Raw genomic sequence first — 23,897 nt, 5'->3', positions numbered from 1 at the left:
GGGGCTCCCCTTCAGTCGTGGACGTAGACGGGTGCGGACCGCTCGGCCAGCGCGCGGATCGTCGGGTCGTCGAAGATCTCGGCCAGCGTGATCCGGACGCCGGTCAGCTCGTGCAGGCGGCTGCGCAGCTCGACGGCGGTGAGCGAGGTCAGGCCCCGGTCGACCAGGTCGTCGTCCGGGCCGGGCGGCTCGCCGGGGACGACCTCCAGGACGGCCGCGCGCACCAGTTCCACGAGCGGCCCTTCGGCCGGCGCGGACGCGGGCGTGCCCGGCCAGAAGCGGCGCCGCTCGAACGGGTAGGTCGGCAGGTCGACGCGGCGGGCGCCCGAGCCGGCGAACACGGCCGTCCAGTCGACGTCCTCGCCGGCCACGAAGCGGCGCGCGGGGCCGTCCGGCGGGACGGGCGCGTGCCCGGCGGCCGTCTTTCGCAGCCCGGCGGTCAGCTCGTCGGTGGTGGCGCCGACGACGGCCGCGCGGTGGGCGAACCGCGCGCGGGTCGTCGCGAGCGAGTAGGCGATGTCGAGCGGGTCGTGGTGCTCCGCGTGGGCGAGCAGGCGGCGGGCCTGCTCGGCGAGCGCCGCCGGGGTCTTGGCGGACAGGACCCACGGGATCGCGTCCGGCGGGCGGCGCGGCGCGTCCGGCGTGGGCGCGGGCGCCTCCTCGACGATCACGTGCGCGTTGGTGCCGGAGATGCCGAAGGACGACACCGCCGCGCGGCGCGGCCGGTCCGACGCGGGCCAGTCCACGGGGTCGGTCACGAGCGCGACGCCGCCGTCCGTCCAGTCCACGTGCGGGGTCGGCGCGTCGACGTGCAAGGTGCGGGGCACCGTGCCGTGCCGCATCGCGGCGATCATCTTGGCGAGGCCCGCGATGCCCGCCGCGGCCTGCGTGTGCCCGAGGTTGGACTTCACCGAGCCGAGCAGCAGCGGACGCTCGCGGTCCCGGCCGTAGGCGGCGAGGATCGCGCGGGCCTCGATCGGGTCGCCGAGGACGGTGCCCGTCCCGTGCGCCTCGACCACGTCCACGTCGGCGGGCGCGAGGCCCGCGTCGGCGAGGGCCGCCCGGATGACGCGCTGCTGGGCGAGGCCGCTCGGCGCGGTCAGGCCGTTGGACGCGCCGTCCTGGTTGACCGCGCTGCCGCGCACGAGCGCGAGCACCCGGTGGCCCCGGCGCTCGGCGTCCGACAGGCGTTCCAGGACGAGCACGCCCGCGCCCTCGCTCCAGGCCGTCCCGTCGGCGGACGCGGCGAACGACCGGCACCGGCCGCCCGGCGACAGACCGCGCTGGCGCGCCAGGTCCACGAACGCGCGCGGCGTCGCCATGACGGTCACGCCGCCCGCGAGCGCGAGATCGCACTCGCCCGTCCGCAGCGAGCGCGCGGCGAGGTGGACGGCCACCAGCGACGACGAGCACGCCGTGTCCACGGTCAGCGCGGGTCCCGCGAGGCCGAGCGTGTAGGCGACGCGGCCGGAGACGACGCTGCCGGCCGTCCCGGTGAGGCGGTGGCCGTCGGCGGCGGCGTCCCCCGCCGCGTACTCCTGGGCCATCGCGCCCGCGAAGACGCCCGTGTCGGTGCCCGCCAGCGCGTGCGGGTCGATGCCCGCGTGCTCCAGCGCCTCCCACACGACCTCCAGCAGCAGCCGCTGCTGCGGGTCCATCGCGGTGGCCTCGCCCGCGCCGATGCCGAAGAAGGCGGCGTCGAACCCGGCGGCGTCGTCGAGGAAGCCGCCCTCGCGGACGTAGAAGGTGCCCGGACGGTCCGGATCCGGGTCGTACAAGGCATCCAGGTCCCAGCCCCGGTCGGCGGGGAATCCGGAGATCGCGTCGCGTCCGGCGGCGACCGCGTCCCACAGGTCGTCCGGCGACGCGATGCCGCCGGGCAGGCGACAGCCCACGCCGACGATCGCGACCGGGTCGGACGCGTCCGCGCCGTGCGCCCGCAGCCGCTCGATCTCCTTCAGCGCCTCGCGCAGCGCCGCCACCAGCCGCGCCTCGGTGCCCGCGCTCATCGCGGACCGGTCCGGCCGCGCAGCGCGGCCTCGATCAGTTGCTCGGCGTCCATCGCCTCGATCAGCTCCTCCGGGTTCTGCCGCACCGGTTCCGCCGCCGCGTCCGTCCCGAGGACGGTCCGGTTCAGGTGGTCGGCGAGCGCGGCGGGGGTCGGGTACTCGAAGACGACCGTCGCCGGGAGCGGCGTGCCGGTCAGGGCGGTCAGCGCGTTGCGCAGCTCGACGGCGGTGAGCGAGTCGAACCCGAGATCACGGAAGCTGCGGTCGGGTTCGACGTCCCCGTCCCCGTGCCCGAGCACCTCCGCGACACGTCGGCCGAGCAGATCCAGCACCCGGCGCCGCCGCCCGTCGGGATCCAGCGCGGCAAGCTGCCTGCGCAGCTCCACCGGATCGTCCCCGCCGACGCCACCCGCCGCCCGATCCACGACCCGGCCCGACGCACCACCCGCCGCCCACTCCACCGCGCCACTCGCCGCGCGATGCGTCGCCCGGTCCGCCGCGCGGCCCGTCACCCAGCCGGTCTCATGATCCTCAGCCCGGCCCGACGCACCGTCCGCCGACCACTCCGCCGTGCTGCTCGCCGTGCCATCGGCCGACCAGCCCGTCGCACGGTCCGACGTACCGCCCACCGCCGAGCGGCCAGCCGCCCAGCCCATCGCATCGCCTGTCGGGCGGCTCGCCGCATCGCCCACCGCTCCCGCTGTTGCTCGGCCCATCGCGCGGCCAGTCGCGCCGCTCGTTGCGCGGTCTGACGCGTGGCGCGGCGGGTGGGTCGGCGCGGCGGCCGGGGTGTGGTGCGGGCCGAGGGCTGTGACGGCGGGGTGGGGCGATGCAAGGGACGCGTCGAACATCGCGAGGCCCTCGGCCGTCGAGAAGGGCTTGAGGCCGCGGTGGCTGAGACGGGCCAGGTCGACGTCCCGGAGATGGGCGGTCATGCCGTCGCGCCGCGCCCACACGCCCCACGCGATCGAGACGGCGGGCAGGCCGTGCGCCCGGCGGTGCGCGGCGAGGCCGTCCAGGTAGGCGTTCGCCGCCGCGTAACCGGCCTGACCGGCCGAGCCGAGCGTGCCCGCGACGGACGAGAACAGCACGAAGGCCCGCAGCTCGCGGTCGCGCGTCGCGTCGTGCAGGTGCCCGGCGGCGTCCGCCTTCGCGGCGAGGACGGGGTCGACGCGGTCGGGCGCGAGGGAGCCGAGGACGCCGTCGTCCAGCACCCCGGCCGTGTGGACGACGGCCGTCAGGTCCGGGATCCCGGCCACCAGGCGGGCCACGGCCGCGCCGTCGGCGACGTCGCACGCGCTGATCGCGGCGGTCGCGCCCAGCTCGGCGAGGTCGGCGCGGAGCCGGTCCGCGCCGGGCGCGGCGGGGCCCCGGCGGCTGACGAGTACGAGCTTCCGGACGCCGTGCGCGGCGGCCAGGTGACGGGCCAGCACAGCGCCAAGACCGCCTGTCCCGCCGGTGATGAGGACCGTGCCGTCGGCTGGGAACGCTTCCGCTCCACACTCGGGCAGCGGAGCCAGCCCCGGCACATACGGAACATCGTTCCGGATGACGAGCTGCGGCGCGCCCGTGGCGAGCACGGTGGCGAGATCCAGCGAGCCGTCGGTGTCCACCAGGACGAACCGGCCGGGTTCCTCGACCTGCGCCGAGCGGATCAAGCCCCAGACGGCCGCGCCGGGCAGACTTGTCACGTCCTCGCCGGGCAGCGCCACCGCGCCGCGCGTGACGACGGCCAGGCGCCCCTCCGCGTCCTGCAGCGCGCACAACACGGTGCGCACCGCCTCATGGAGCCCGACGTCCGGCACCTCCAGCACCGGCACGTCCCTCACGAACGCGTCGGACACCAGAATGTTCGCCGCCGCCGGGACGTCCGGCGCCTCCCGCTGCTGGTTGGCCGCCGCCGGTTGGGGGACGTCCGGTGCTTCCAGCTGCGGGATTTCCTGCGGCTGGGTCGTCGCGGGGGTCCAGGTCAGCGCGTGCAGGCGGACGGGGGCGCGGAATCCGCCGGGCGGTATCGGACGCGTCCGCATCGAGCGGACCGTCAGCACCGGGCGGCCGTCCGCATCCGCCACTGCGATCGCGACCGCGTCCGGGCCCGCCGGGGTGAGGCGGACGCGCAGGTGCCCGGCGCCGGGCATGTGGAGTGTCGCGTCCTCGATGGCGAACGGGACGAGCGCGCGCCCGGGGCCGGCCGCCAGCCAGCCTTGGAGCGCGGCGTCCAGCAGTGCCGGGTGGAGGCCGAAACCGGCGACGTCCACGCCGTCCGGGGTGCCGACCTCGGCGTACACGGTGTCGTCCGCGCGCCACAGCGACCGCAGGCCCCGGAACGCCGGGCCGTGCGCGAAGCCCAGGTCGGCGAGCCGCGCGTACGCGTCGTCCAGGCCGACGGGGACCGCGCCGGACGGGAGCCTCACCGGCACCGCGTCCAGCGCGGGGTCCGGCGCGGCGGCGAGTGTGCCCGTGGCGTGGACGGTCCAGGGGCCGTCGGCGGTGCGCGAGGAGATCGTCACGTCCCAGGTTCCGGGCTCGCCGGATCGGACGACGACCTGCATCGCGACGCCCGGGGCGGGCAGGACGAGCGGCGTCCGCAGGATCAGTTCCCGCACGACGTCGGCGCCGACCTCCGCGCACGCGCGGGCCGCGAGTTCGAGGAACAGCGTGCCGGGCGCGGACGCGGCGCCGCCGACGACGTGGTCGGCCGCCCAGCCGCCGGACGCCAGGCGTCCGGACAGGATGAGGGTGCCGGGCGTCTCCATCCGCGTGGTCAGGACGGGGTGGTCGGCGGTGTCGAAGCCGAGGTCGGTCGCGTCGGCGGCGGGTTCGGGCAGCAGCCAGAACCGGGGGCGGTCGAAGGCGTAGGTCGGCAGGTCCACGGGCGGGCGGGCGCCGAAGTAGGCGGGCCAGTCCACCGGGACGTCCCGGGCGGACAGTTCGCCGAGCGCGGTCACGAGCGTCACCGGCTCGGGACGGTCGTGCCGCAGCGTCGGGAGCGCGGCGCCCGTCGCGGACTGCGCCGCGAGCGACGACAGCGCACGCCCCGGCCCGACCTCCAGGAACACGGCCCCGTCCCCGGCGCGGCCGAGGCCGGACGCGAACCGGACGGGCTCGCGCGCCTGCCGCACCCAGTACCCGGCCGACATGAGGTCGTCCCCGGACGCGAGCCGCCCCGTCAGGTTCGCGACGACCGGGATCTCCGGGGGCCGGTAGGCGACCTCCCCGGCGACGGCGGCGAACTCGTCCAGGACGCCGTCCAGGTCCGAGGAGTGGAACGCGTGGGCGACCGGCAGCCGCACCGCCCGGCGGCCCCGCGACCGCCACAGCGCGACGACCCGCTCGATCTCGCCCGCCGGCCCGGACACGACGGTCGCGTCGGGCGCGTTCTCGGCCGCGACGGACGCGCCCGAGCCCAGCTCGTCCAGCGACCGCGCGACCTCGTCGGCGCTCGCGCGGATCTGCGCCATCCGGCCGGGCGGCAGGCTCCGCATCGCGCGTCCGCGCGCCGCGACCAGCCGGGATGCGTCCGGCAGCGACAGCACCCCGGCCACGTGCGCCGCCGCCAGCTCGCCCAGGGAGTGTCCGAGCAGGAGGCCGGGCCGGACGCCCCACGCGCCGAGCAGCCGGGTCAGCGCGACCTCGACGGCGAACAGCGCGGGCTGGGTGTACTCGGTCCGGTTCAGCAGGTCCGCGTCGTCCAGGACGGACGCCAGCGGACGGTCCAGATGCGGGTCCAGCGCACCGCAGACCTCGGCGAACGCGTCCGCGAACACCGGGAACGCGGCGGCGAGCCCGCGGCCCATGCCCGCGTACTGGCTCCCGTGCCCGGGGTAGAGGAAGACCGTCGTCGCCGCGGCCGAGGGAGACCGGACGGCCCCGTCCGCCACCTTCGCCAGACGCGCGGCCAGCTCGTCCGGGTCGGTGCCGACGACCACCGCGCGGCGCTCGAACGGCGTCCGGGTCGTGACGAGCGCGGCGCCGACGTCCGCCGGATCGGCGCCGGAGCGGACGGTCGCCAGCAGCCGGGCGGCCTGCCCGCGCAGCGCGGTCGCGCTCCGCGCCGACAGCACCAGCGGCACGACGGGAAGCGGCGGCCCGGCCGCGGCTTCGGGAGCGGCGGGGGCCTGTTCGAGGATGAGGTGCGCGTTCGTCCCGGAGATCCCGAAGGCCGACACCCCGGCGCGGCGCGGCCGTCCCGTCTCGGGCCAGGGCACCGCGCCGCGAGCGAGCACGACGGTGTCCGTCCACGAGACGTGCGGGGTGGGCGCGTCCACGTGCAGGGTCGGCGGGACGGTCCCGTGCCGCATCGCCGCGACCGTCTTGATGATCCCGGCCATGCCCGCCGCCGCCTGGGTGTGCCCGAGGTTGGACTTCACCGAGCCGAGGAGCAGCGGAACCGCGCGCTCCCGCCCGTACGTCGCGATGATCGCCTCGGCCTCGATCGGGTCGCCGAGGACGGTCCCGGTGCCGTGCGCCTCCACGACGTCCACGTCGCCGGCCGACAGCCCGGCGTTCGCGAGCGCCGCCCGGATCACCCGCTGCTGGGACGGCCCGTTGGGCGCGGTGAGCCCGTTGGACGCGCCGTCCTGGTTCACCGCGCTCCCCCGGACCACCGCGAGCACCCGGTGTCCGAGGTCGAGCGCCCGCGACAGCCGTTCCAGGACGAGCACGCCCGCGCCCTCGCTCCAGCCGGTGCCGTCGGCCGCCGCCGCGAACGGCTTGCAGCGCCCGTCGGCGGCCAGGCCGCGCTGGAGGGCGAACTCGGCGAACACGCGCGGCGTCGCCATGACGGTAGCGGCCCCGGCGAGCGCGAGGTCGCACTCGCCCGCGCGCAGCGACTGCGCCGCGAGGTGGACGGCCGCGAGCGACGACGAGCACGCCGTGTCCACGGTCACCGCCGGGCCTTCGAGCCCGAGCGCGTAGGCGACGCGGCCGGACGCGACGCTGCCCGAGCTGCCCGTCAGGCGGTAGCCCGCGACCCCGGCCGCCGCCTCGTCCACGCCGATGCCGTACTCCTGCGCGAGCAGCCCGGCGAACACGCCCGTGCGGCTGCCCGTGAGCGAGCCGGGCGCGATCCCGGCCCGTTCCAGCGCCTCCCAGGACACTTCGAGCAGGAGCCGCTGCTGCGGGTCCATCGCCGCCGCCTCGCGCGGGTTGACGCCGAAGAACGCGGCGTCGAACGCGGCGGCGTCGGGCAGGAAGCCGCCCCGGTCGACGGGCAGCGCGGCGAGGTCCCAGCCCCGGTCGTCCGGGGGGCCGGACGTGACGTCGCGGGCGTTCGCGACGACGTCCCACAGCTCGTCGGGCGAGGACGCGCCGGGGAAACGGCAGCCCATCCCGACGATGACGATCGGATCGGCGGCGTCGACGGCCACCGGAGCGTCGTCCGGACGCGCTTCGGTGCCCGCGACGCGGTCGCTCAGGTACGCGGCGAGCGCGGACGGCGTCGGGTAGTCGAACACGACCGCCGCCGGGAGAGCGAGGCCGGTGGCCGCCTTCAGCCGGTTGCGCAGTTCGACGGCCGTCAGCGAGTCGAAGCCGAGGTCGCGGAACGTCCGGTCCGGCGCGACGCGGTCCGCGCCGCCGTGGCCGAGCACGACGGCGGTCTGGCTGCGGATGAGCGCGAGCACGTCGCCGGGTTCGACGGACGCGGCCGGGGCGGGCCGCGCCGCCGGGACGAGGTCGCGCAGCACCGGCGGCAGCGCCCCGATCCCCGCCGAGACCTGGAGGGCCGCCGCGTCCAGCGCCGCCGCGACGACGTGGGCGCGGTCCTGCGCGACGGCCGCGTCGAACAGCGCGAGGCCGTCGGCGACGGGCATCTCGGCGAGACCCTGCCGGTTGAGCCGGACGATGTCGGCGTCGCGAAGCTGTTCGGCCATCCCGGTCGTCCGGGTCCACAGGCCCCAGCCGATCGACAGCGCGGGCCGTCCGCCGGCGCGGCGGTGGGCGGCGAGGGCGTCGAGGAACGCGTTGGCCGCCGCGTAGTTGCCCTGGCCCGGTCCGCTGGTCACGGCCATCACCGAGGAGAACAGGACGAGCGTCGCGGCCTCGGGGATCGTCTCGTGCAGGTACCAGGCGGCGTCGGCCTTGGGCGCGAGGACGGCGTCCATGCGCTCGGGCGTCAGCGCTTCGATCAGGCCGTCGTCCAGGACGCCGGCCGTGTGGACGACCGCCGTCAGCTCCGCGATCCCGCCGACCAGGGCGGCCACGGCGGCGCGGTCGGACACGTCGCAGCGCACGGCCCGCGCGTCGGCGCCGCGTTCGGCCAGGTCGGCGAGCAGTTCGGCGGCGCCGGGGGCGTCCGGGCCGCGCCGCCCGGCGAGGACGAGCCGCCGGACGCCGTGCTCGGAGACGAGGTGCCGGGCCAGCGCGGCGCCGAGCCCGCCCGTCCCGCCGGTGACCAGGACCGTCCCGGACGCGTCGAACCCGCCGCCCGGCGCCGGGCGCACCGGGGCCAGCCGCGCCGCGCGCAGCACGCCCGACCGGAGCGCGACCTGCGGCTCGCCGGTCGCGACGACGGACGCGACGTCCACGTCCGCGTCGGTGTCGACCAGCACGAACCGTCCGGGCGCCTCGGCCTGCGCCGCGCGGACCAGGCCCCAGACGGCGGCGGCGGCGAGGTCGGGCGCGGCGCCGCCGGGCGGGTCCACCGCGTTCCGGGTGACGACGAGCAGCGTGCTGCCGAGGAACCGATCGTCGGCCAGCCATTCGCGGAGCACGGCGAGGACGCGCGCGGTCACGTCGTGGACGGACGCGACGACGTCGCCCGTGCCGCCGGTGAACGCGCCGTTCAGCACGACGACGTTCGGGACGGGCGCGCCGGGGCCGAGGGCGTCCCAGGCCGTCACCGAAACCGGCGGCGCGTCGGGGACCGCGACCGGCGGCCAGGCCAGCGCGAGTAGCCGGTGCGCGGGCCGCCCGGCGCGCGACACCGCCGCGCGCTGCTCGGGCGACAGCGGGCGCAGCGTGACCGACCCGGCCGCGAGCACCGGGCGCCCGGACATATCGGACGCCGTCAGCGCCACCGCGTCCGGTCCCGCCGGGGTCAGCGTCACCCGCAGCCGGTCGGCGCCCGGCGCGAACAGCCGGACGTCCTCGAACGCGAACGGCAGCGCGAACTCCCGGTCCGGCGCGGCGACGAGCGCGGCGTGCAGGACGGCGTCCAGCAGCGCGGGATGGACGCCGAACCCGGCCGGGTCGCCGCCGGGCAGCGCGACCTCGGCCGACACCGCGTCGCCGTGCCGCCAGAGCGCCCGCAGGCCCTGGAACGCGGGGCCGTAGCCGTAGCCGCGCCCGGCGAGCCGGTCGTAGGCGCCGGCGAGGTCGACGGGGGTCGCGCCGGGCGGCGGCCACGCGCCCCGCCCGGGGGTTTCCACGGTTTCCGGGACGGCGAGGCGACCGCGCGCGTGGACGGTCCAGGGCTCGTCCGTCCCGTCGGCGCGGGAGTAGACGGCGACCTCGCGGGAGCCGGGCTCGTCCGCCTCGTCCACGACGACGCGGACCGCCGCGCCGCCCCGCTCGGGCAGCGTCAGCGGCGTGTGGAGGACGAGTTCCCGCAGGTCGCCGCAGCCGACCTCGGCGCCCGCGCGCAGCGCCAGCTCCACGAACGCCGTGCCGGGCGCGAGGACCGCGCCCGCCGCCGTGTGGTCGGCCAGCCACGCGTGCGCCGTCCGGGACAGCCGCCCGGACAGGATCACCGCGCCGGACTCGGGGACGTCGGTGACCGCGCCGAGGAACGGGTGCCCGGCCGCGACGAGCCCGAGACCGGCCGCGTCACCCCCGGCACGCGGCTCCAGCCAGAACCGCTCGTGCTCGAACGCGTAGGCGGGCAGCGGCACCCGGCGCGCACCGCCGAACACCGGCCGCCAGTCCGTCGGCCCGCCGCGCGCGTACCGCTCGGCGGCGGACGCCAGGAACCGCGCCTCGCCGCCGTCGCCCCGCCGCAGCGTCCCGACCACGATCGCGCCGGTGCCCTCGGCGATCTCCTCGACGTTCATCGCGAGCACCGGGTGCGGGCCGCACTCCACGAAGTCGCGGTAGCCGTCGGCGAGCAGCGCCCGGACGGCCGTCTCGAACGCGACCGGACGGCGGCAGTTCTCGTACCAGTACGCGGTCGTCAGCTCGGCGCCCGCGACGGCCGTCCCGGTGACGGTCGAATAGACGGCCACCTCGGCGTTCTCCGGCCGGACGAACGCGAGCACGTCGTCCAGCCGCGCCCGGACCCGCTCGACCTCCGGCGAGTGCGACGCCACCGACGCCGCGACGACCCGCGCCCGGACGCCCGCCGCCTCCAGCTCCGCGACGAACGCCGTCAGCTCCGCCACCGGCCCGGCCACCGTCGTGGCCGACGGCCCGTTCACGCCCGCCACGCACAGCGCGGGATGACCGGCCAGCCGCGCCTCCACGGCCGCGACCGCCGCGCCGACCGACGCGACGCGGCCGGTGTCCGCCATCTCGGCGGCGAAGATCCGCGACCGCTCCACGATCAGCCGGCACGCCTGGTCCAGCGGCAGCGCCCCGGCGACGCACGCGGCGGCGATCTCGCCCTGCGAGCTGCCGACCACCGCGTCCGGGACGACGCCGAGCGAGCGCCACAGCCCGGCGAGCGACACCATCACCGTGAACAGGACGGGCTGGACGACGTCCACCCGCGCCAGCCACGCGTCGTCGGCCGTTTCGCGGGCGACGTCGAGCAGCGACCAGTCCACGAGCGGGTCGATGTGCCGGGCGCAGGCGGCCATTCCTTCGGCGAACGCCGGGGAGCGGTCGAGCAGGTCCGCCGCCATGCCGAGCCACTGCCCGCCCTGGCCGGGGAACACGAAGACCGTCCCGCCGTGCCGCTCACCCGCCCGGCCTTGCACGACGTCCGGCGCGGGCTCGGCGGCGGCGACGGCGGCGAGCCCGGCCGTCAGCGCGGCCCGGTCGGCGCCGAGGACGACGGCGCGGTGCTCGAACGCCGTCCGGGCGGCCAGCGAGCGACCGACGTCGGCGGGGTTGTTCGCGGTGTCTTCGAGGTGGGCGAGGAGGCGTTCGGCCTGGCCGCGCAGGGCGTCCTCGGTCTTGGCCGACAGGAGCCACGGGACGGTGCCCCACGCCTGGGCTCTGGGCGCCGGTTCGGGGTCGGGGGCCTGTTCCACGATGACGTGGGCGTTCGTGCCGGAGATGCCGAACGAGGACACGCCCGCGCGGCGCGGCCGCCCGGTCTCCGGCCACGCGCGGGCGGCCGTGGCCAGCTCCACCGCGCCCGACGTCCAGTCGACGTGCGGGGTGGGGGCGTCCACGTGCAGGGTCTTCGGGACGATCCCGTGCCGGATCGCCTCGACCGTCTTGATCAGTCCCGCGACGCCCGCCGCCGCCTGCGCGTGCCCGATGTTCGACTTCAGCGAGCCGAGCAGCAGCGGACGCTCGCGTTCCCGCCCGTAGGCCGCGAGCAGCGCCTGCGCCTCGATCGGGTCGCCGAGGGCCGTGCCCGTCCCGTGCGCCTCGACCACGTCCACGTCGGCGGGCGCAAGGCCCGCGTCGGCGAGCGCGGCGCGGATCACCCGCTGCTGGGACGGGCCGTTCGGCGCGGTCAGGCCGTTGGACGCGCCGTCCTGGTTCGTCGCGGACCCGGCCACCACCGCGAGGACATCGTGGCCGTTGCGGCGCGCGTCCGACAGCCGCTCCAGGACGAGCAGTCCCGCGCCCTCGCCCCACGCCGTCCCGTCGGCGGCGGCGGCGAACGCCTTGCACCGGGCGTCCTTGGCGAGGCCGCGCTGCCGTGCCAGCTCCACGAAGATGCTCGGCGTCGCCATGACCGTCACGCCGCCCGCCAGCGCGAGGTCGGACTCGCCCGACCGCAGCGACCGGCACGCCAGATGCACCGCGACCAGGGACGACGAGCACGCCGTGTCGACCGTCACCGCAGGGCCTTCGAGCCCGAGCGTGTAGGCGATGCGCCCGCTCGCGACACTCGACATGCCGCCGGTGAGGCGGTAGCCCTCGACGGTCTCGCCCGCGTCCCAGCCGTACATGCCGACGTAGGTGCCAGTGCGGGTGCCGCGCAGCGCCGACGGGTCCAGCCCCGCATGCTCCAGCGACTCCCACGCCAGTTCGAGCAGCAGGCGTTGCTGCGGGTCCATCGCCAGCGCCTCGCGGGGGGCGATGCCGAAGAACGCCGCGTCGAAGCCCGCCACGTCGGCGAGAAAGGCGCCCTCGCGGACGTAAGTGCGGCCCGCGCGGTCGGGATCGGGGTCATAGAGGGACGCGAGGTCCCATCCCCGGTCGTCGGGGAATGGACCCATCGCGTCTGTCTCGTCGCGAACAAGGTTCCAGAGGTCCTCCGGACCGGCAACGCCGCCGGGCAACCGGCAGGCCATGCCGACGATCGCAATCGGCTCGGGACCGCGCGCGCCCGCCGTCCCCGCCGTCCCCGCCGCCTCCGCCGCCTCCGCCGCCTCCGCCGCCTCCGAGGCGAGGTTGGCGGCGAGGTTAGTGGCCGGGCTGGCGGCGCGGTCGGCGGCGAGATTGTCGGCGGGGTCGGCGGCACGATCGGCGGCACGGTCGGCGGTGTGGCTGGTGGCGCGGCCGACGGCCGGGTTGGCGGCCGGGTTGGCGGCCGGGTTGGCGGCCGGGTTGGCGGCCGGGTTGGCGGCCGGGTTGGCGGCGGAGCCAGCGCCGCGGTCAGCCGCGCGGTCGGCAGCGCGGCCGACGGTGTGGCCGACGGTGTGGCCGACGGCGACGTTGTCGGCGTGATCAGCGGCGCGGCTAGCGGCGCGGTTGTCGGCAGGGCCGACGGCGCGATCAACGGCGGGTCTGGCGGCCGGGTTGGTCAGCTCGGCGTGGAGGTGGTCGGCGACGGCGTCCGGGGTCGGCCGGTCGTAGGCGAGCGTGCGGGGCAGCGGGCGTCCGGTCGCGGCGCTCAGCTTGTCTCGCAGCGCGACGGACGTGTGGGAGTCGAAGCCGAGGTCGCGGAACGATGTTCCGTTTTCGATCGTGTCCGGTCCGGGGTGGCCGAGCAGTGCGGCGGCCGTGGCGCGGACCAGGTCCCCGAGCAGGCGGCGGCCCGCGTCCGGCGGCAGGGCGGCCACCCGGTCGGCGAGGTCCGGTTCCGCGCCCGGTTCGGCGTCCGGTTCGGGCATGGTGATGGCCGCCGTGGTCTCTTCGGGGCGGTCCAGCCAGTACCGCTTTCGCTGGAAGGCGTAGGTCGGTAGGTCCGTGGAGCGGGCGTCCGCGCCGCACGCCGGGCGCCAGTCCACCGGGACCCCGCGCACGTACGCCTCGGCGGCCGACAGCAGGAACCGGCCGAGATCGCCGTCGTCGCGGCGCAGCGTCGGCACCGCGTCGCACCCGGTGGCCTCCTGGACGGCCGTCGTCAGCACCGGATGCGGGCTGACCTCGATGAACACGGTGTCGTCGGCCTCGGCGAGGGCACGCGCCGCCGGGGCGAAGTCCACGGTCCGGCGCAGGTTCGCGTACCAGTACGCGGCGTCGAGCGGCGCGTCCGGCGGCATGTCCCGGACGGCCGAGCGGAACGGAATCTCCGGCGTGCGCGGCGTGACCGGCGCCAAGTCGCGCAGCAGCCGATCGCGGATCGCCTCGACGTGCGCGGAGTGGGACGCGTAGTCCACCGGGACGGTCCGGACGCGGATCCCGTCCGCCTCGCACGCGGCGGTGAACGCGGCGAGCGCGTCCGGTTCGCCCGATACGACCGACGACTCCGGGCCGTTGACCGCCGCGATCGAGAGCCGTCCGTCCCAGCGCGCGAGGCGGCCGGCGACGGCCTCGGCGGGCAGCGCGACCGACGCCATGCCGCCCGTCCCGGCCAGCTCGGTGAGCGCCCGGCCGCGCAACGCCACGACGCGCGCCGCGTCGCGCAGGGACAGCGCCCCGGCGACGCACGCGGCGGCGATCTCGCCCTGGGAGTGGCCGACGACGGCGTCCGGCTCGACGCCGAGCGCCCGCCACTGCGCCGCGAGCGCCACCATGATGGCCCAAAGCGCGGGCTGCACGACGTCCACCCGGTCCAGGCCGTCGACCAGGCCGCCATCCGGGCCGCCGAACGCGCCGCCGACCGGGTCACCGTCCAGGCCGCCGAGCGGTCCGCTGTCCGGACCTCTGTCCGGACCGCCGTTCGGACAGCCGTCCGGACCGCCCTTCGCACCGCCGTCCGCACCGCCGTTCGGACCGCCGTTCGGACCGCCCTTCGGACCGCTGATCGGGCCGTCTACCGGGCCGCCGATCGGGCCGCCGGCGAGGACGTCGAGTAGTGACCAGCCGGTGAACTCGGCGAGCGCGTCGGCGCACTCGCGCAGGCGGGCGGCGAAGACCGGCGAGGATGCGGCGAGCGCGCGTCCCATCCCCGCCCACTGCGCGCCCTGGCCGGGGAAGACGAACACCGTCCGGCTGCGGCTCCGCGCGCGGCCGGTGACGGCGCGGGCGTGCGGCTGTCCGGCGGCCACGGCGCCGAGCGCGTCGCCGCCGAGGACGACCGCCCGGTGCTCCAGCTCGGCGCGCGTCGTGACCAGCGAGAAGCCGATGTCGCGGGCGTCGCCGGAAACGTCCCGCAGGTTCCGCGCCTGGCCGCGCAGGGCCGCCGCCGTCTGCGCCGACAGCACCCACGGCACCTCCGCCGGGCCTTGCGCGCGCGGCTCGACCGGACGGGTCTCGGGTTCGGCGACGACGACGTGGCAGTTCGTCCCGCCGAGGCCGAACGAGCTGACCCCGGCGATCGCCCGCCCGTCCGGCCACGGTCCCGGCGTGTCCTGCACGCTCAGGTTCAGCTCGTCCAGCGGGATCGCCGGGTTGGGCGTCGCGTAGTGCAGGCTCGCGGGCAGGTGCCGGTGCGCCAGGCCGAGGACGGTCTTGAGCAGCCCCGCGATCCCCGCCGCGCCCTCCAGATGGCCGATGTTCGTCTTCACCGACCCGACCCGCAGCGGCCGGACGCGGCCCGGCGCGATGCCGAGCGCCGTCCCGAGCGCCGCCGCCTCGACCGGGTCGCCGACCGCCGTGCCCGTCCCGTGCAGCTCGACGTAGCCGACGGCGGCGGGGTCCACCCCGGCCCGGCGGCACGCCCGTCCGATCAGGGCGGCCTGCGCGGACGCGCTCGGCACGGTCAGCCCGCGCTCGCGCCCGCCGTTGTTCACCGCGCTCCCGAGGACGACGGCGAGGACCCGGTCGCCGTCGGACAGCGCGTCCGCCAGCCGTTTGAGGACGACCAGTCCCCCGCCCTCGCCGCGCACGAACCCGTTGGCGCGGGCGTCGAACACGTGGCAGCGGCCGTCGGGCGACAGCGCGCCCAGCTCGGCGAGCCCCGTCTCGGCCGCCAGCATCAGGCTCACCCCGCCCGCCACCGCGAGGTCGCACTCCCCTGCGCGCAGGCTCGAGGCCGCCAGGTGCACCGCGACCAGCGACGACGACTGGCCGGTGTCGACGGTGAGGCTCGGCCCGCGCAGCCCGAGCGCGTACGACAACCGGTTGGCGACCATGCTCCGCTGCCGTCCGGTGAACGTGTAATGGTCGCGGACCGCCGTCGCGTACGCGTCGCCGGGCGCGGCAACGAAGACGCCCGTGTCGGTGCCGGACAGCCGGTCGGGTGCGAGCCTGGCGTGCTCCAGCGCCGCCCAGCCGAGTTCGAGCGTCAGCCGCTGGTGCGGGTCCATCGCGACGGCCTCGCGCGGCGCGATGCCGAACAACGCCGCGTCGAACCCGGCGACGTCGGCGAGGAACCCGCCCGCGCGCGGGGCGTCCCGGCCGGGCGGCGGCTCGCCCACCGCGTCCGTGCCCGAGCGCAGCAGCTCCCAGAACTCGTCCGGGCCGTCCGCGCCGGGCAGCCGGGCGGACATGCCGATGATCGCGACCGCTGTCATGGTGCGTCTCCTCGTGAACCTCGGGAGCCGCGCGGGTCCCGGCCGCGCCGGGACCCGCACGGGGATCAGCCCTGCTCGGCGGGCTTCAGCGAGAACGCCGACACGTCCGGCGGGTCGATCTTGCCGATCTGCATGAGCAGCGAGTGCAGGTCGTTGCAGGCCCAGTGCTCGGCGACGCGGCCGTCCCGGATCTTCGCGATGTGGATCTCGTTCCACACGACCGTGCGGCCCGTGGCGGGGACGCCGAACACCGGTCCCTTGTGCGTGCCGGTGAGGCGGACCTGCTGGATGACGAACCCGTCCACCTCGAAGTCGCGGATGATCTCGACGTTGAGGTCGGGGAACCCGGTCCGCTCGACACGGATGACCTGCTTGACGCCGTCGATGCCGGTGTCCATCCCGGGCGGGGCGTTGTGGTTGACGAAGTCGGGGGTCATGACCTCGTCGAGGACGTCGACGTCACCCTTCGAGAAGCCTTCCTCGATGATGCGTCGCGCCGTCAGTGCCGACATGGTGTTCTCCTTGGAATGGTGTGCTGTTCTTCTCGGACAGAGCGACCTTGATGTTCACGAGCGTCCGGCCGGGTTCGAGCCATCCGGCGGCGGCGCCCGCGTCGAAGCGCCCGGCGACCGTCTCGGCGGGCAGGCCCTCGGCGCGGGCCTCGTCGGCGGCGGCGAGGACGCGGTCGAGGTAGTCGGCCAGGGCGTGCAGCGCCTCGGGTCCCGTCGGCGGGCCGTGGCCGGGCAGGACGGTGCGCGGGCGCAGGGCGATCAGCTCGTCCAGCGCGGCGCGCCACCGCCCGATCCGGCCGTGGACGGCCAGCGGCGTGACCCCGGTGAAGCAGAGGTCCCCGGCCAGGAGCACCCGGTCGCCGGGGAGCCACAGCGCGACGTCCGCCGCCGAGTGCGCGTCCTCGAACGCCAGGGCCTCCACGCCGTCCGGCAGCTCGTCCGCCAGGGCGCGGACGGGTTCGGCGGGCGGCGTGTCCCAGCCGGCCAGGCGCGGCGCGAACCGGGGCATGACCTGGCTCAGGAGATCGGGCAGGTGCGGGCCGAGCATCGCCTTCGTGCTCGCGACGGTGCGCGGGTGCGCGATCGTCCGGACGCCCGCGAAGACCGCGTTCCCGCCGATGTGGTCGGCGTGGTTGTGGGTGTTGACGACGAGCGCGGCGTCACGTCCGCGCCGCGCGAGCGCCGCCCGGATCCCGAGCGCCATCTCCGGCAGCAGCATCGTGTCCACCACCGTGACCGGCTCCCTGAGCAGCAGCGCAGCGTTGGACATGCCGCCACCACCATCGCCATGCACGAGGGCCACGACGCCGTCGGCCAGCTCGGTCTCCCGCCGCGGGGGCAGCCCGTCCACCGGCCGTCACCGCTGGTTGGCGCGGATCTGCTGGACGAGCCAGGTCCGGTCGAGCATCGCGTGCCAGGAGACCAGGCGGTCCCCGTCGGCGCGGATGGTCTCCACGACGCCCCAGGTCAGCCGCTCGTCGGTCCCGTTGGGCAGCCCGGACAGGGTCAGCTCGGCCGCCATCGCCCGGCCGTCGGCCGACTCGATGACGCCGTCGACCGCCTTCTCCAGCCCGGTGTAGAGGCCGCGCTGCTGCGCGAACAGCCCGGCCAGCGCGTCCGGTCCGCGCTGCTGCTTCGCGGACGTTCGGATCTCGATGTCGGCGCTGCACAGGTCGCGCAGCGCGTCGTCGTCGGCGGCCTCGACCGCTTTGTAGGCCGCTTCCCAGAGTTCGCGGGCGCTGCGCACGTCAGGTCCCCTCCGCCATGATCCAGTCGACCTCGTAGACGTGGACGTCCACGTCGTCGGCGTACTTGTGCATTTCGAGGATGAGCGCGCGGCCCGCCTCGCTCTGGATGTACTTCTGGAACGCGCCGAGGTCGCTCCACTGGGCGTAGTTCGTGACGCGAACCCCGTCGACGCTGCGGTGGACGTTCGCCGAGACGAATCCCGGCATGTGCCGGACGACCTCTTCGGTCTCCTTGCGGATCGCGTCCGAAAGTGCCTGCTGGTTCTCCGGCGTGCAGTGGAAGATGTTGATGTAGGTCATGAGGCGCGCGTCCGCCGAAATGGTGCTCATGTGTGCACCCCCGCGGTCTCGGCCACGACGGCGAAGCTGCGGAACTCGGGGTCGGTGTAGCACGCGCGCATCGGCCGGACGAGGTCCTTGTGCTCCTCGGACTTCTCCCAGGCGAAGAAGTCCGCGACGGACGTCCACTCGCTGGTGATCATCCACTGGGCCGGGTCGTCGGGCGACTGGCAGATCTGGTCGCGGATGTGGCCGGGCGTGTTGGCGACGCTGTAGCGGACCTTCTCGTAGGCGGCGAGGAAGTCCCCCCGCTTCTCCTCGGCGACCCGCATCGAGAACATGATCCGGGCCGTCTCGGCCTTACCGTTCGCCGTCCTGGCCTGCGGGTCCGCGACGATCTCGGTGTCGATGTGGCTGAGCGAGGGGTCGGGGGCGAGCGGGCCGAGGTGGTAGATGTTCAGCGCCTCGGTGTCCCCGACGTTGCGCAGGCGGTGCCGCAGGCCGATCGGCACGTACATCGCCTCGCCGGGCGAGAGCGTCCATTCCTCGCCCTCGATGTCGAGGACCTGCTCGCCGCGGATGCAGAACAGGAATTCCTCGGAATAAGGGTGGAAGTGCTCGACGACCCGGTCGCCGGGCTGGAGAACGGTGGTCCCCATGTAGCCGGAGCGGCTCCCGACCGTTCCCGGTCCGAGGACGATGCGCAGCTCGCCGCCGCGAGCGCGTCCGGGCGTGATCTCGTCGGCGCGAATGCGGGCCGGTTTCTTCGTCATGGGCACCATGCTCGTCCGGCGCCGCCGCCGGCACATCCGCACTCTGCCGCACAACGGCTGCGGGGAATCCGCAACCGCGCGTCACGCCGACTTCTCCCGGCGCGCGTCCAGGTCCCGGAATCCGTGGGTGCACGCGAAAACGGCGAGCTGCGTCCGGTCGCGCAGTTCCAGGACGCGCAGCAGCGACGAAATATGCGTCTTCACGGTGGGGCGGCTGAGCCGCAGCCGGTCGGCGATCTCGATGTTGGTCAGCCCGAGGCCGACCAGCCCGAGGATCTGCCGCTGCCGGGGCGTGAGCTTCACCCGTCCGCCCTCCTGCTCGACGGGCGCGGGCGCGGCCCGCACGCCGTAGCGCAGCGTCGTCACGAGGTCCCGGGCGACGTGCGGGTCGAGCGCGACGCCGCCCCGGTCGACGGCCCGGATCGCGTCCACGAGGCTCTGCACGGGCGTGTCCTTGTGCAGGAATCCCTGGGCGCCGCCGCGCAGCACCTCGATCGCGGTGCCGGAGTCCCGGTCGGACGACAGCGCGATCACCTGGACCGCCAGCTCCGACGTGCCGCCGACGACCTGCCGGGCGAGCAGGTCGCCGACGTCGAAGCCGTCCAGGTCCATCAGCAGCACGCGCGGCCGGTGCTCGCGCAGGACCCGCGGGCTGTAGCCGGCGCTGTCGAACTCGGCGACGACGTCCAGGCCCGGGATCGCGCGGAGCACGGTCATCAGGCCCGCGCGGTAGACGCCGGGGGCTCCGCACACGGCGACGGAGAGCACATCGTTCGGGCTGCCAGAGACTTGCATCGAACCACCCCGGGAGCGAGATTCGGAACCTGCGAACGTGCCGGTCAGGCGGCAGCGTGAGGCCCCGGGGACGGCTCCCGGCGCCTACCGCGACCGCCCGTGCGAGCCTCGCATGAACAAGTCGCCCGGACCCACCACGCTTAAGATCAACAAGTTGTCAGCCCGGAGAACAAGAGTCTCGACTGTCCGGGGTCGGCCGATTCGGTAACGCGATCGGGGGGAAGACTTCCGGAAACGCGGCTAGACCTCCCGCCGGGACGCGATCCGCAACCTCATGGCCCGCCCGTCCGGCCGGAACGGCGCAGCACCAGCGCGCTGTTGAACCCGCCGTGGCCGCGCGCCGCGACCAGGACGGTCCCGATCCGCAGCTCCCTCGGCTCCCGGACGAGGTCCAGCCCGTACGCGGGATCGGGGTCGTCCAGGTTGCCCACGGGCGGGGCGACCCCGGCGCGCATCGCGAGCAGCGCGGTCGCGGCGTTCAGCGCCGAACCGCCCGCGCACAGCCGGCCGACGAGCCCCTGCGGCGCGGTGACGGGGACGCCGCGCGGGCCGAACACCGCCCGCAGCGCGGCGGCCTCGGCCGCGTCGTCGCCGGGCGTGCCCGCGCCGTCGGCGAACACCAGGTCCACCTCGTCCGGGCGGACGCCCGCGCGGTCGAGCGCCTGGCCGATGGCGCGGGCGTACTGGCGTCCGTCCGGCGCGGCCTCGCGGTAGTGGTGCGCGTCGTGGGTGGCGGCGTGGCCCGCGACCACGCCGTAGATCGCGGGCGCGGACCGTTCCGCCGCCGCGTCCGCGTCCTCGACGACGAGCACCGCGCCGCCCTCGCCCGGGACGTGCCCGTTCGCGGCGGTGTCGAAGGGCTTGTAGGCGGCGCGCGGGTCGGCCGCCGCCGACATCCGGCCGCCGGTGACCTGGCAGGCGAGGGCGTACGGCGACAGCGGCGCCTCGGTCCCGCCCGCGAGGACGGCGCCGGTGCCGCGCCGGATCGTCCGGTCGGCCCAGCCGAGGCTGTCGACGCCGCCCGCCGCGTCCGAGACGAGCACGCCGGACGGCCCCTTCGTCCCGTGCCGGATCGACACCTGGCCGGTGCTCGCGGCGTAGAACCACGCGATGGACTGGTAGGCGCCGACGGCCCGGCTGCCCCGGCTCCACAGCGCCTGGATCTCGCGCTGCCCGAACTCGTTGCCGCCCGAGCCGCTGCCGAGGATCACCGACGTCGCGTACGGGTCGTGGGCGGACGGGTCGTAGGCCGCGTCCGCCAGCGCCAGCCGCGCCGCCGCGAGCGCCAGCCACGTCCACCGGTCGGTCTGGACGGCGAGCCGGTCCGGGACGTGGTCGGCGACCCGGAACCCGGTGATCTGCCCGGCGAGCGTCGTGCCGTACCGGGACGCGTCGAACGCCTCGATGGGCCGGACGGCCAGCTCGCCCGCCAGCGTCGCGCGCCAGTGCTCGTCCGCGCCGACGCCGGTGGGCGCGACGATCCCGAGCCCGGTGACGGCGGCGGTCATCGCGCCGTCCCCGGCCGCGCCAGCACGATCGCCGACTGGAACCCGCCGAACCCGCTCCCGACCGACAGCGCGACGTCCACCCGCTGGTCGCGGGCGACGTTCGGGACGTAGTCCAGGTCGCACTCGGGGTCGGGGGTCTCGTAGTTCGCGGTCGGCGGCACCACGTCGTGCTCGACGGCGAGCGCGCACGCCGCGACCTCGATCGCGCCGATCGCGCCGAGCGAGTGCCCGACCATCGACTTGATCGAGCTGACGGGCGTCCGGTAGACGTGGTCGCCGAGGCTGCGCTTGAACGCGGCGGTCTCGTGCCGGTCGTTCTGCTTGGTGCCCGAGCCGTGCGCGTTGACGTAGTCCACGGCGGACGGGTCGAGCCGCGCCTCGTCCAGCGCGGCGGTGATCGCGACGGCCATCTCCGCGCCGTCGGGCCGGAGCCCGGTCATGTGGTAGGCGTTGCTGCGGCCCGCGTACCCGGCGATCTCGGCGTAGACGTGCGCGCCGCGCCGCCGGGCGTGCTCGCCGTCCTCCAGGACGAGCACCGCCGAGCCCTCGCCCATCACGAACCCGTCGCGGGTCGCGTCGAACGGGCGCGAGGCGTGCTCGGGGTCGTCGTTGCGGGCGCTGGTCGCGCGGATCGCGTCGAAGCAGGCCATCGAGATGGGGGTGACGGGCGCGTCGGCGGCGCCGGTGACGACGACGTCGGCCGCGCCGTCCTCGATGAGCCGGGCCGCGTGCCCGACCGCGTCGATCCCGGACGTGCAGCCCGTCGACACCACCGTCGCGGGGCCGTGCGCGCCGAACCGGAACGCGACCTCGGCGGCCAGGCTGCTCGGGACGAGCGCGTGGTAGAGGAAGTCGGTGGCGAAGGCCGGGTCCACGAGCCAGTGCTCGCCGCCGTCGCTGGCGACGACGTACTCCTCCTCAAGGCGGGTGCTCGCGCCGACGGCGCTGCCGAGGCAGACGGCCAGCCGGTCGCGGTCGAGGGCGTCGCCCGCGACGTCCAGCCCGGCGTCGGCCATCGCCTCGTCCGCCGCCACCAGCGCGAACTGGATGAACCGGTCGTTGCGGAACACCTCCTGCCGGGTGAGGCCCGCCGCGAGCGGATCGAAGTCCACCTCGGCCGCGATCTGCGACCGGAGACGGCCGGGGTCGAACAGGGAGATCCGCCGGGTCGCGGTGCGGCCCTCGGTGAGCGCCTGCCAGAACGCCTTGCGCGTGGTGCCGCCGGGCGCGACCACCCCGATCCCGGTCACCGCGATGCGCCGCCGGCCGGTCATCGCGCGTGCTCGCTCAGTCCCTCGTTGACGAGCCCCAGCAGCTCCCCGAAGGTCGCGTCCGTCCGCCCGTCCCCGATGTCGACGCCGTACCGGTCGGCGACCTCCGCCGTGAGCTGCAGCAGCGCCAGCGAGTCCAGGTCCACGTCGGCGAGGGTCGCGCCCTCGTCCTCGGTCACCGCGTCGCGCGGCAGCCCCACCTTGGCGACCAGGATCTCCATCAGGTCCATCATGGTGAATGTCGGTTCGGCCATTGTTTCCCCTCGCATTTCACCGGTCACAACAACGAGAGGCTACGCATGGTCCGCGCGGATCTCTTCGGCCGGGAGAATGAAATCGGATGCGGTTCACCCGCCGGAACGGGCAGATCTAAATTTGGCTGGTATGCCTCGGTGAGCGTCGCCGGGAGTCATACCAGCGACCTAGTCCTACGTGCGCGGACGCCCGCCGGCTCATCCCCGGGAACGAGTCCGACCGCGTCCGGCGAATGAGGTGAACCGGCAGCACGACGGCGAGACGCATGTCACGTTGCGCCATTTCTAAAGTCGATTTATGGAACGTCGGACGCGACATTTTCCACACCATTCATTGACAGCGCCGACCGGCGCGTGCTTCGCTGACTGCGGCGGCCGGGAGACCGGCCCGCCGGCGCCTTAAGGCCGCCGAATCCGTCACGATCCGCGCGGCGCCCGCCGCAATTTCGCGGCGCCGCCGCAAATCCCGAGAAACCTTTCCGCGCACCGCCGGGCGACCGGCCGGGCGGTGCGCCGCGCGAAGGGACCGAAATGGACGCAGCACCCGTTGCCACGAAACCGCCCGCCGGCGTCGGCGTCACCTCCGTCGCGGTGGCGATGGCCCGCGCGCGGGAGACCGCCCGCGAGGCCCCGCTGTTCCGCGACCCGTTCGCCGCCGCGTTCGTGGCGGCGGCCCGCGAGTGGCTGGACGTGCCCGGCGAGGACAACCAGTGGGACTCGCTCGTCGCGTGGGTCGACCTGTTCTACTCGCGCGGCGTCGTCCGGACCCGCTTCATCGACGACTACCTCGCCGCCGCGACGGCGGGCGCGTGCGGGCAGGTCGTCCTGCTCGGCGCCGGGCTGGACACGCGCGCGTTCCGGCTGCCGTGGCGCGCCGGGGTCCGCGTGTTCGAGGTGGACACCGCACCGGTGTTCGCCTTCAAGGAGCGGGTGCTGGCCGGGGCCGTCGCGACGCCGGCCTGCCCCCGGACGATCATCGAGGCCGACCTGCGCGACGACTGGGCCGCGCGGCTGGACGCGACCGGGTTCGACCCGTCCGTCCCGACGGCGTGGGTGGCCGAGGGCGTCCTGCCGTACCTGTCGGTCGGCGAGGCGCGGCACCTGCTCACCGTCGTCGGCGACCGCTCGGCGCCCGGCAGCAGGCTGACGTTCGAGCACACGGGCAAGGGCCGGCAGGCGGCGACCGTCGCGGCGTCCACGGCGCGGGCGCTGTCGCTGCCCGGCGCCGGGAAGATCGGCGCGCACTTCAAGGGCGGTCTCGGGCCGACCGGACGGGACTGGCTGGCCGGCGCGGGCTGGACGACCCGCGCCGAGGACCGGGCGGAGGTCGGCCGCGGCTACGGCCGTCCCGACGTCCGGCTGCCCGGCGGCGAGTTCGTCACCGCGACCCGCGACTGACGGCGAGGAG

12 protein-coding genes are annotated in these 23,897 nt (G+C 75.9%); 1 reads left to right on the top strand and 11 read right to left on the bottom strand.

From position 1 onward, the window contains the following. Positions 1 to 11: 11 nt before the first annotated feature. From BTM25_RS23355 to BTM25_RS23255, 11 genes are all read right to left on the bottom strand, one after another. Positions 12 to 2,009 carry a type I polyketide synthase gene (locus BTM25_RS23355; protein ID WP_103565115.1) on the bottom strand — a complete coding sequence of 666 codons (1,998 nt, stop codon included), beginning with the start codon at positions 2,007 to 2,009 and terminating at the stop codon, positions 12 to 14. Further along, positions 2,006 to 15,850 carry a type I polyketide synthase gene (locus BTM25_RS30500; protein ID WP_268877682.1) on the bottom strand — a complete coding sequence of 4,615 codons (13,845 nt, stop codon included), beginning with the start codon at positions 15,848 to 15,850 and terminating at the stop codon, positions 2,006 to 2,008. The genes BTM25_RS23355 and BTM25_RS30500 overlap by 4 nt, the downstream gene beginning before the upstream one ends. Positions 15,851 to 15,915: 65 nt before the next feature. Then, entirely contained in the window at positions 15,916 to 16,362 is a 447-nt protein-coding gene (locus BTM25_RS23295) for an ester cyclase (protein WP_103565323.1), read from the bottom strand. Continuing rightward, positions 16,310 to 17,212: an MBL fold metallo-hydrolase gene (locus BTM25_RS23290; protein ID WP_103565114.1), complete on the bottom strand. Its 903-nt coding sequence runs from the start codon at positions 17,210 to 17,212 to the stop codon at positions 16,310 to 16,312. Before BTM25_RS23290 ends, BTM25_RS23295 begins: the two co-directional genes overlap by 53 nt. Positions 17,213 to 17,218: 6 nt before the next feature. After that, a complete protein-coding gene (locus BTM25_RS23285; RefSeq protein WP_103565113.1) occupies positions 17,219 to 17,608 on the bottom strand; it encodes a nuclear transport factor 2 family protein in 390 nt (129 codons plus the stop codon). Position 17,609: 1 nt separating this feature from the next. Beyond that, positions 17,610 to 17,939: an antibiotic biosynthesis monooxygenase family protein gene (locus BTM25_RS23280; protein ID WP_103565112.1), complete on the bottom strand. Its 330-nt coding sequence runs from the start codon at positions 17,937 to 17,939 to the stop codon at positions 17,610 to 17,612. Continuing rightward, on the bottom strand, positions 17,936 to 18,661 hold the full coding sequence (locus BTM25_RS23275; protein ID WP_103565111.1) for a cupin domain-containing protein: 726 nt from the start codon (positions 18,659 to 18,661) through the stop codon (positions 17,936 to 17,938). Before BTM25_RS23275 ends, BTM25_RS23280 begins: the two co-directional genes overlap by 4 nt. 81 nt (positions 18,662 to 18,742) lie before the next feature. Further along, the gene (locus tag BTM25_RS23270) at positions 18,743 to 19,456 is read right to left on the bottom strand and encodes a LuxR C-terminal-related transcriptional regulator (protein ID WP_103565110.1); all 714 of its coding nucleotides are present in this window, start codon (positions 19,454 to 19,456) and stop codon (positions 18,743 to 18,745) included. 272 nt (positions 19,457 to 19,728) lie between these two features. Next, a complete protein-coding gene (locus tag BTM25_RS23265; protein ID WP_103565109.1) occupies positions 19,729 to 20,964 on the bottom strand; it encodes a beta-ketoacyl synthase N-terminal-like domain-containing protein in 1,236 nt (411 codons plus the stop codon). Continuing rightward, the gene (locus BTM25_RS23260) at positions 20,961 to 22,238 is read right to left on the bottom strand and encodes a beta-ketoacyl-[acyl-carrier-protein] synthase family protein (RefSeq protein WP_103565108.1); all 1,278 of its coding nucleotides are present in this window, start codon (positions 22,236 to 22,238) and stop codon (positions 20,961 to 20,963) included. Before BTM25_RS23260 ends, BTM25_RS23265 begins: the two co-directional genes overlap by 4 nt. Then, complete coding sequence (locus BTM25_RS23255) at positions 22,235 to 22,489, bottom strand: acyl carrier protein (RefSeq protein WP_168212216.1); 255 nt, start codon at positions 22,487 to 22,489, stop codon at positions 22,235 to 22,237. Before BTM25_RS23255 ends, BTM25_RS23260 begins: the two co-directional genes overlap by 4 nt. Positions 22,490 to 23,020: 531 nt before the next feature. Here BTM25_RS23255 and BTM25_RS23250 point away from each other — a divergent pair. Beyond that, positions 23,021 to 23,887, top strand: a complete 867-nt coding sequence (locus BTM25_RS23250; protein WP_103565106.1) for an SAM-dependent methyltransferase — start codon at positions 23,021 to 23,023, stop codon at positions 23,885 to 23,887. Positions 23,888 to 23,897: the final 10 nt, after the last annotated feature.

Source organism: Actinomadura rubteroloni (genome assembly GCF_002911665.1).
GTDB lineage: Bacteria > Actinomycetota > Actinomycetes > Streptosporangiales > Streptosporangiaceae > Spirillospora > Spirillospora rubteroloni.
Note: the sequence above shows the minus strand (reverse complement) of the source record. Positions and strands in the feature narration are given on the sequence as shown.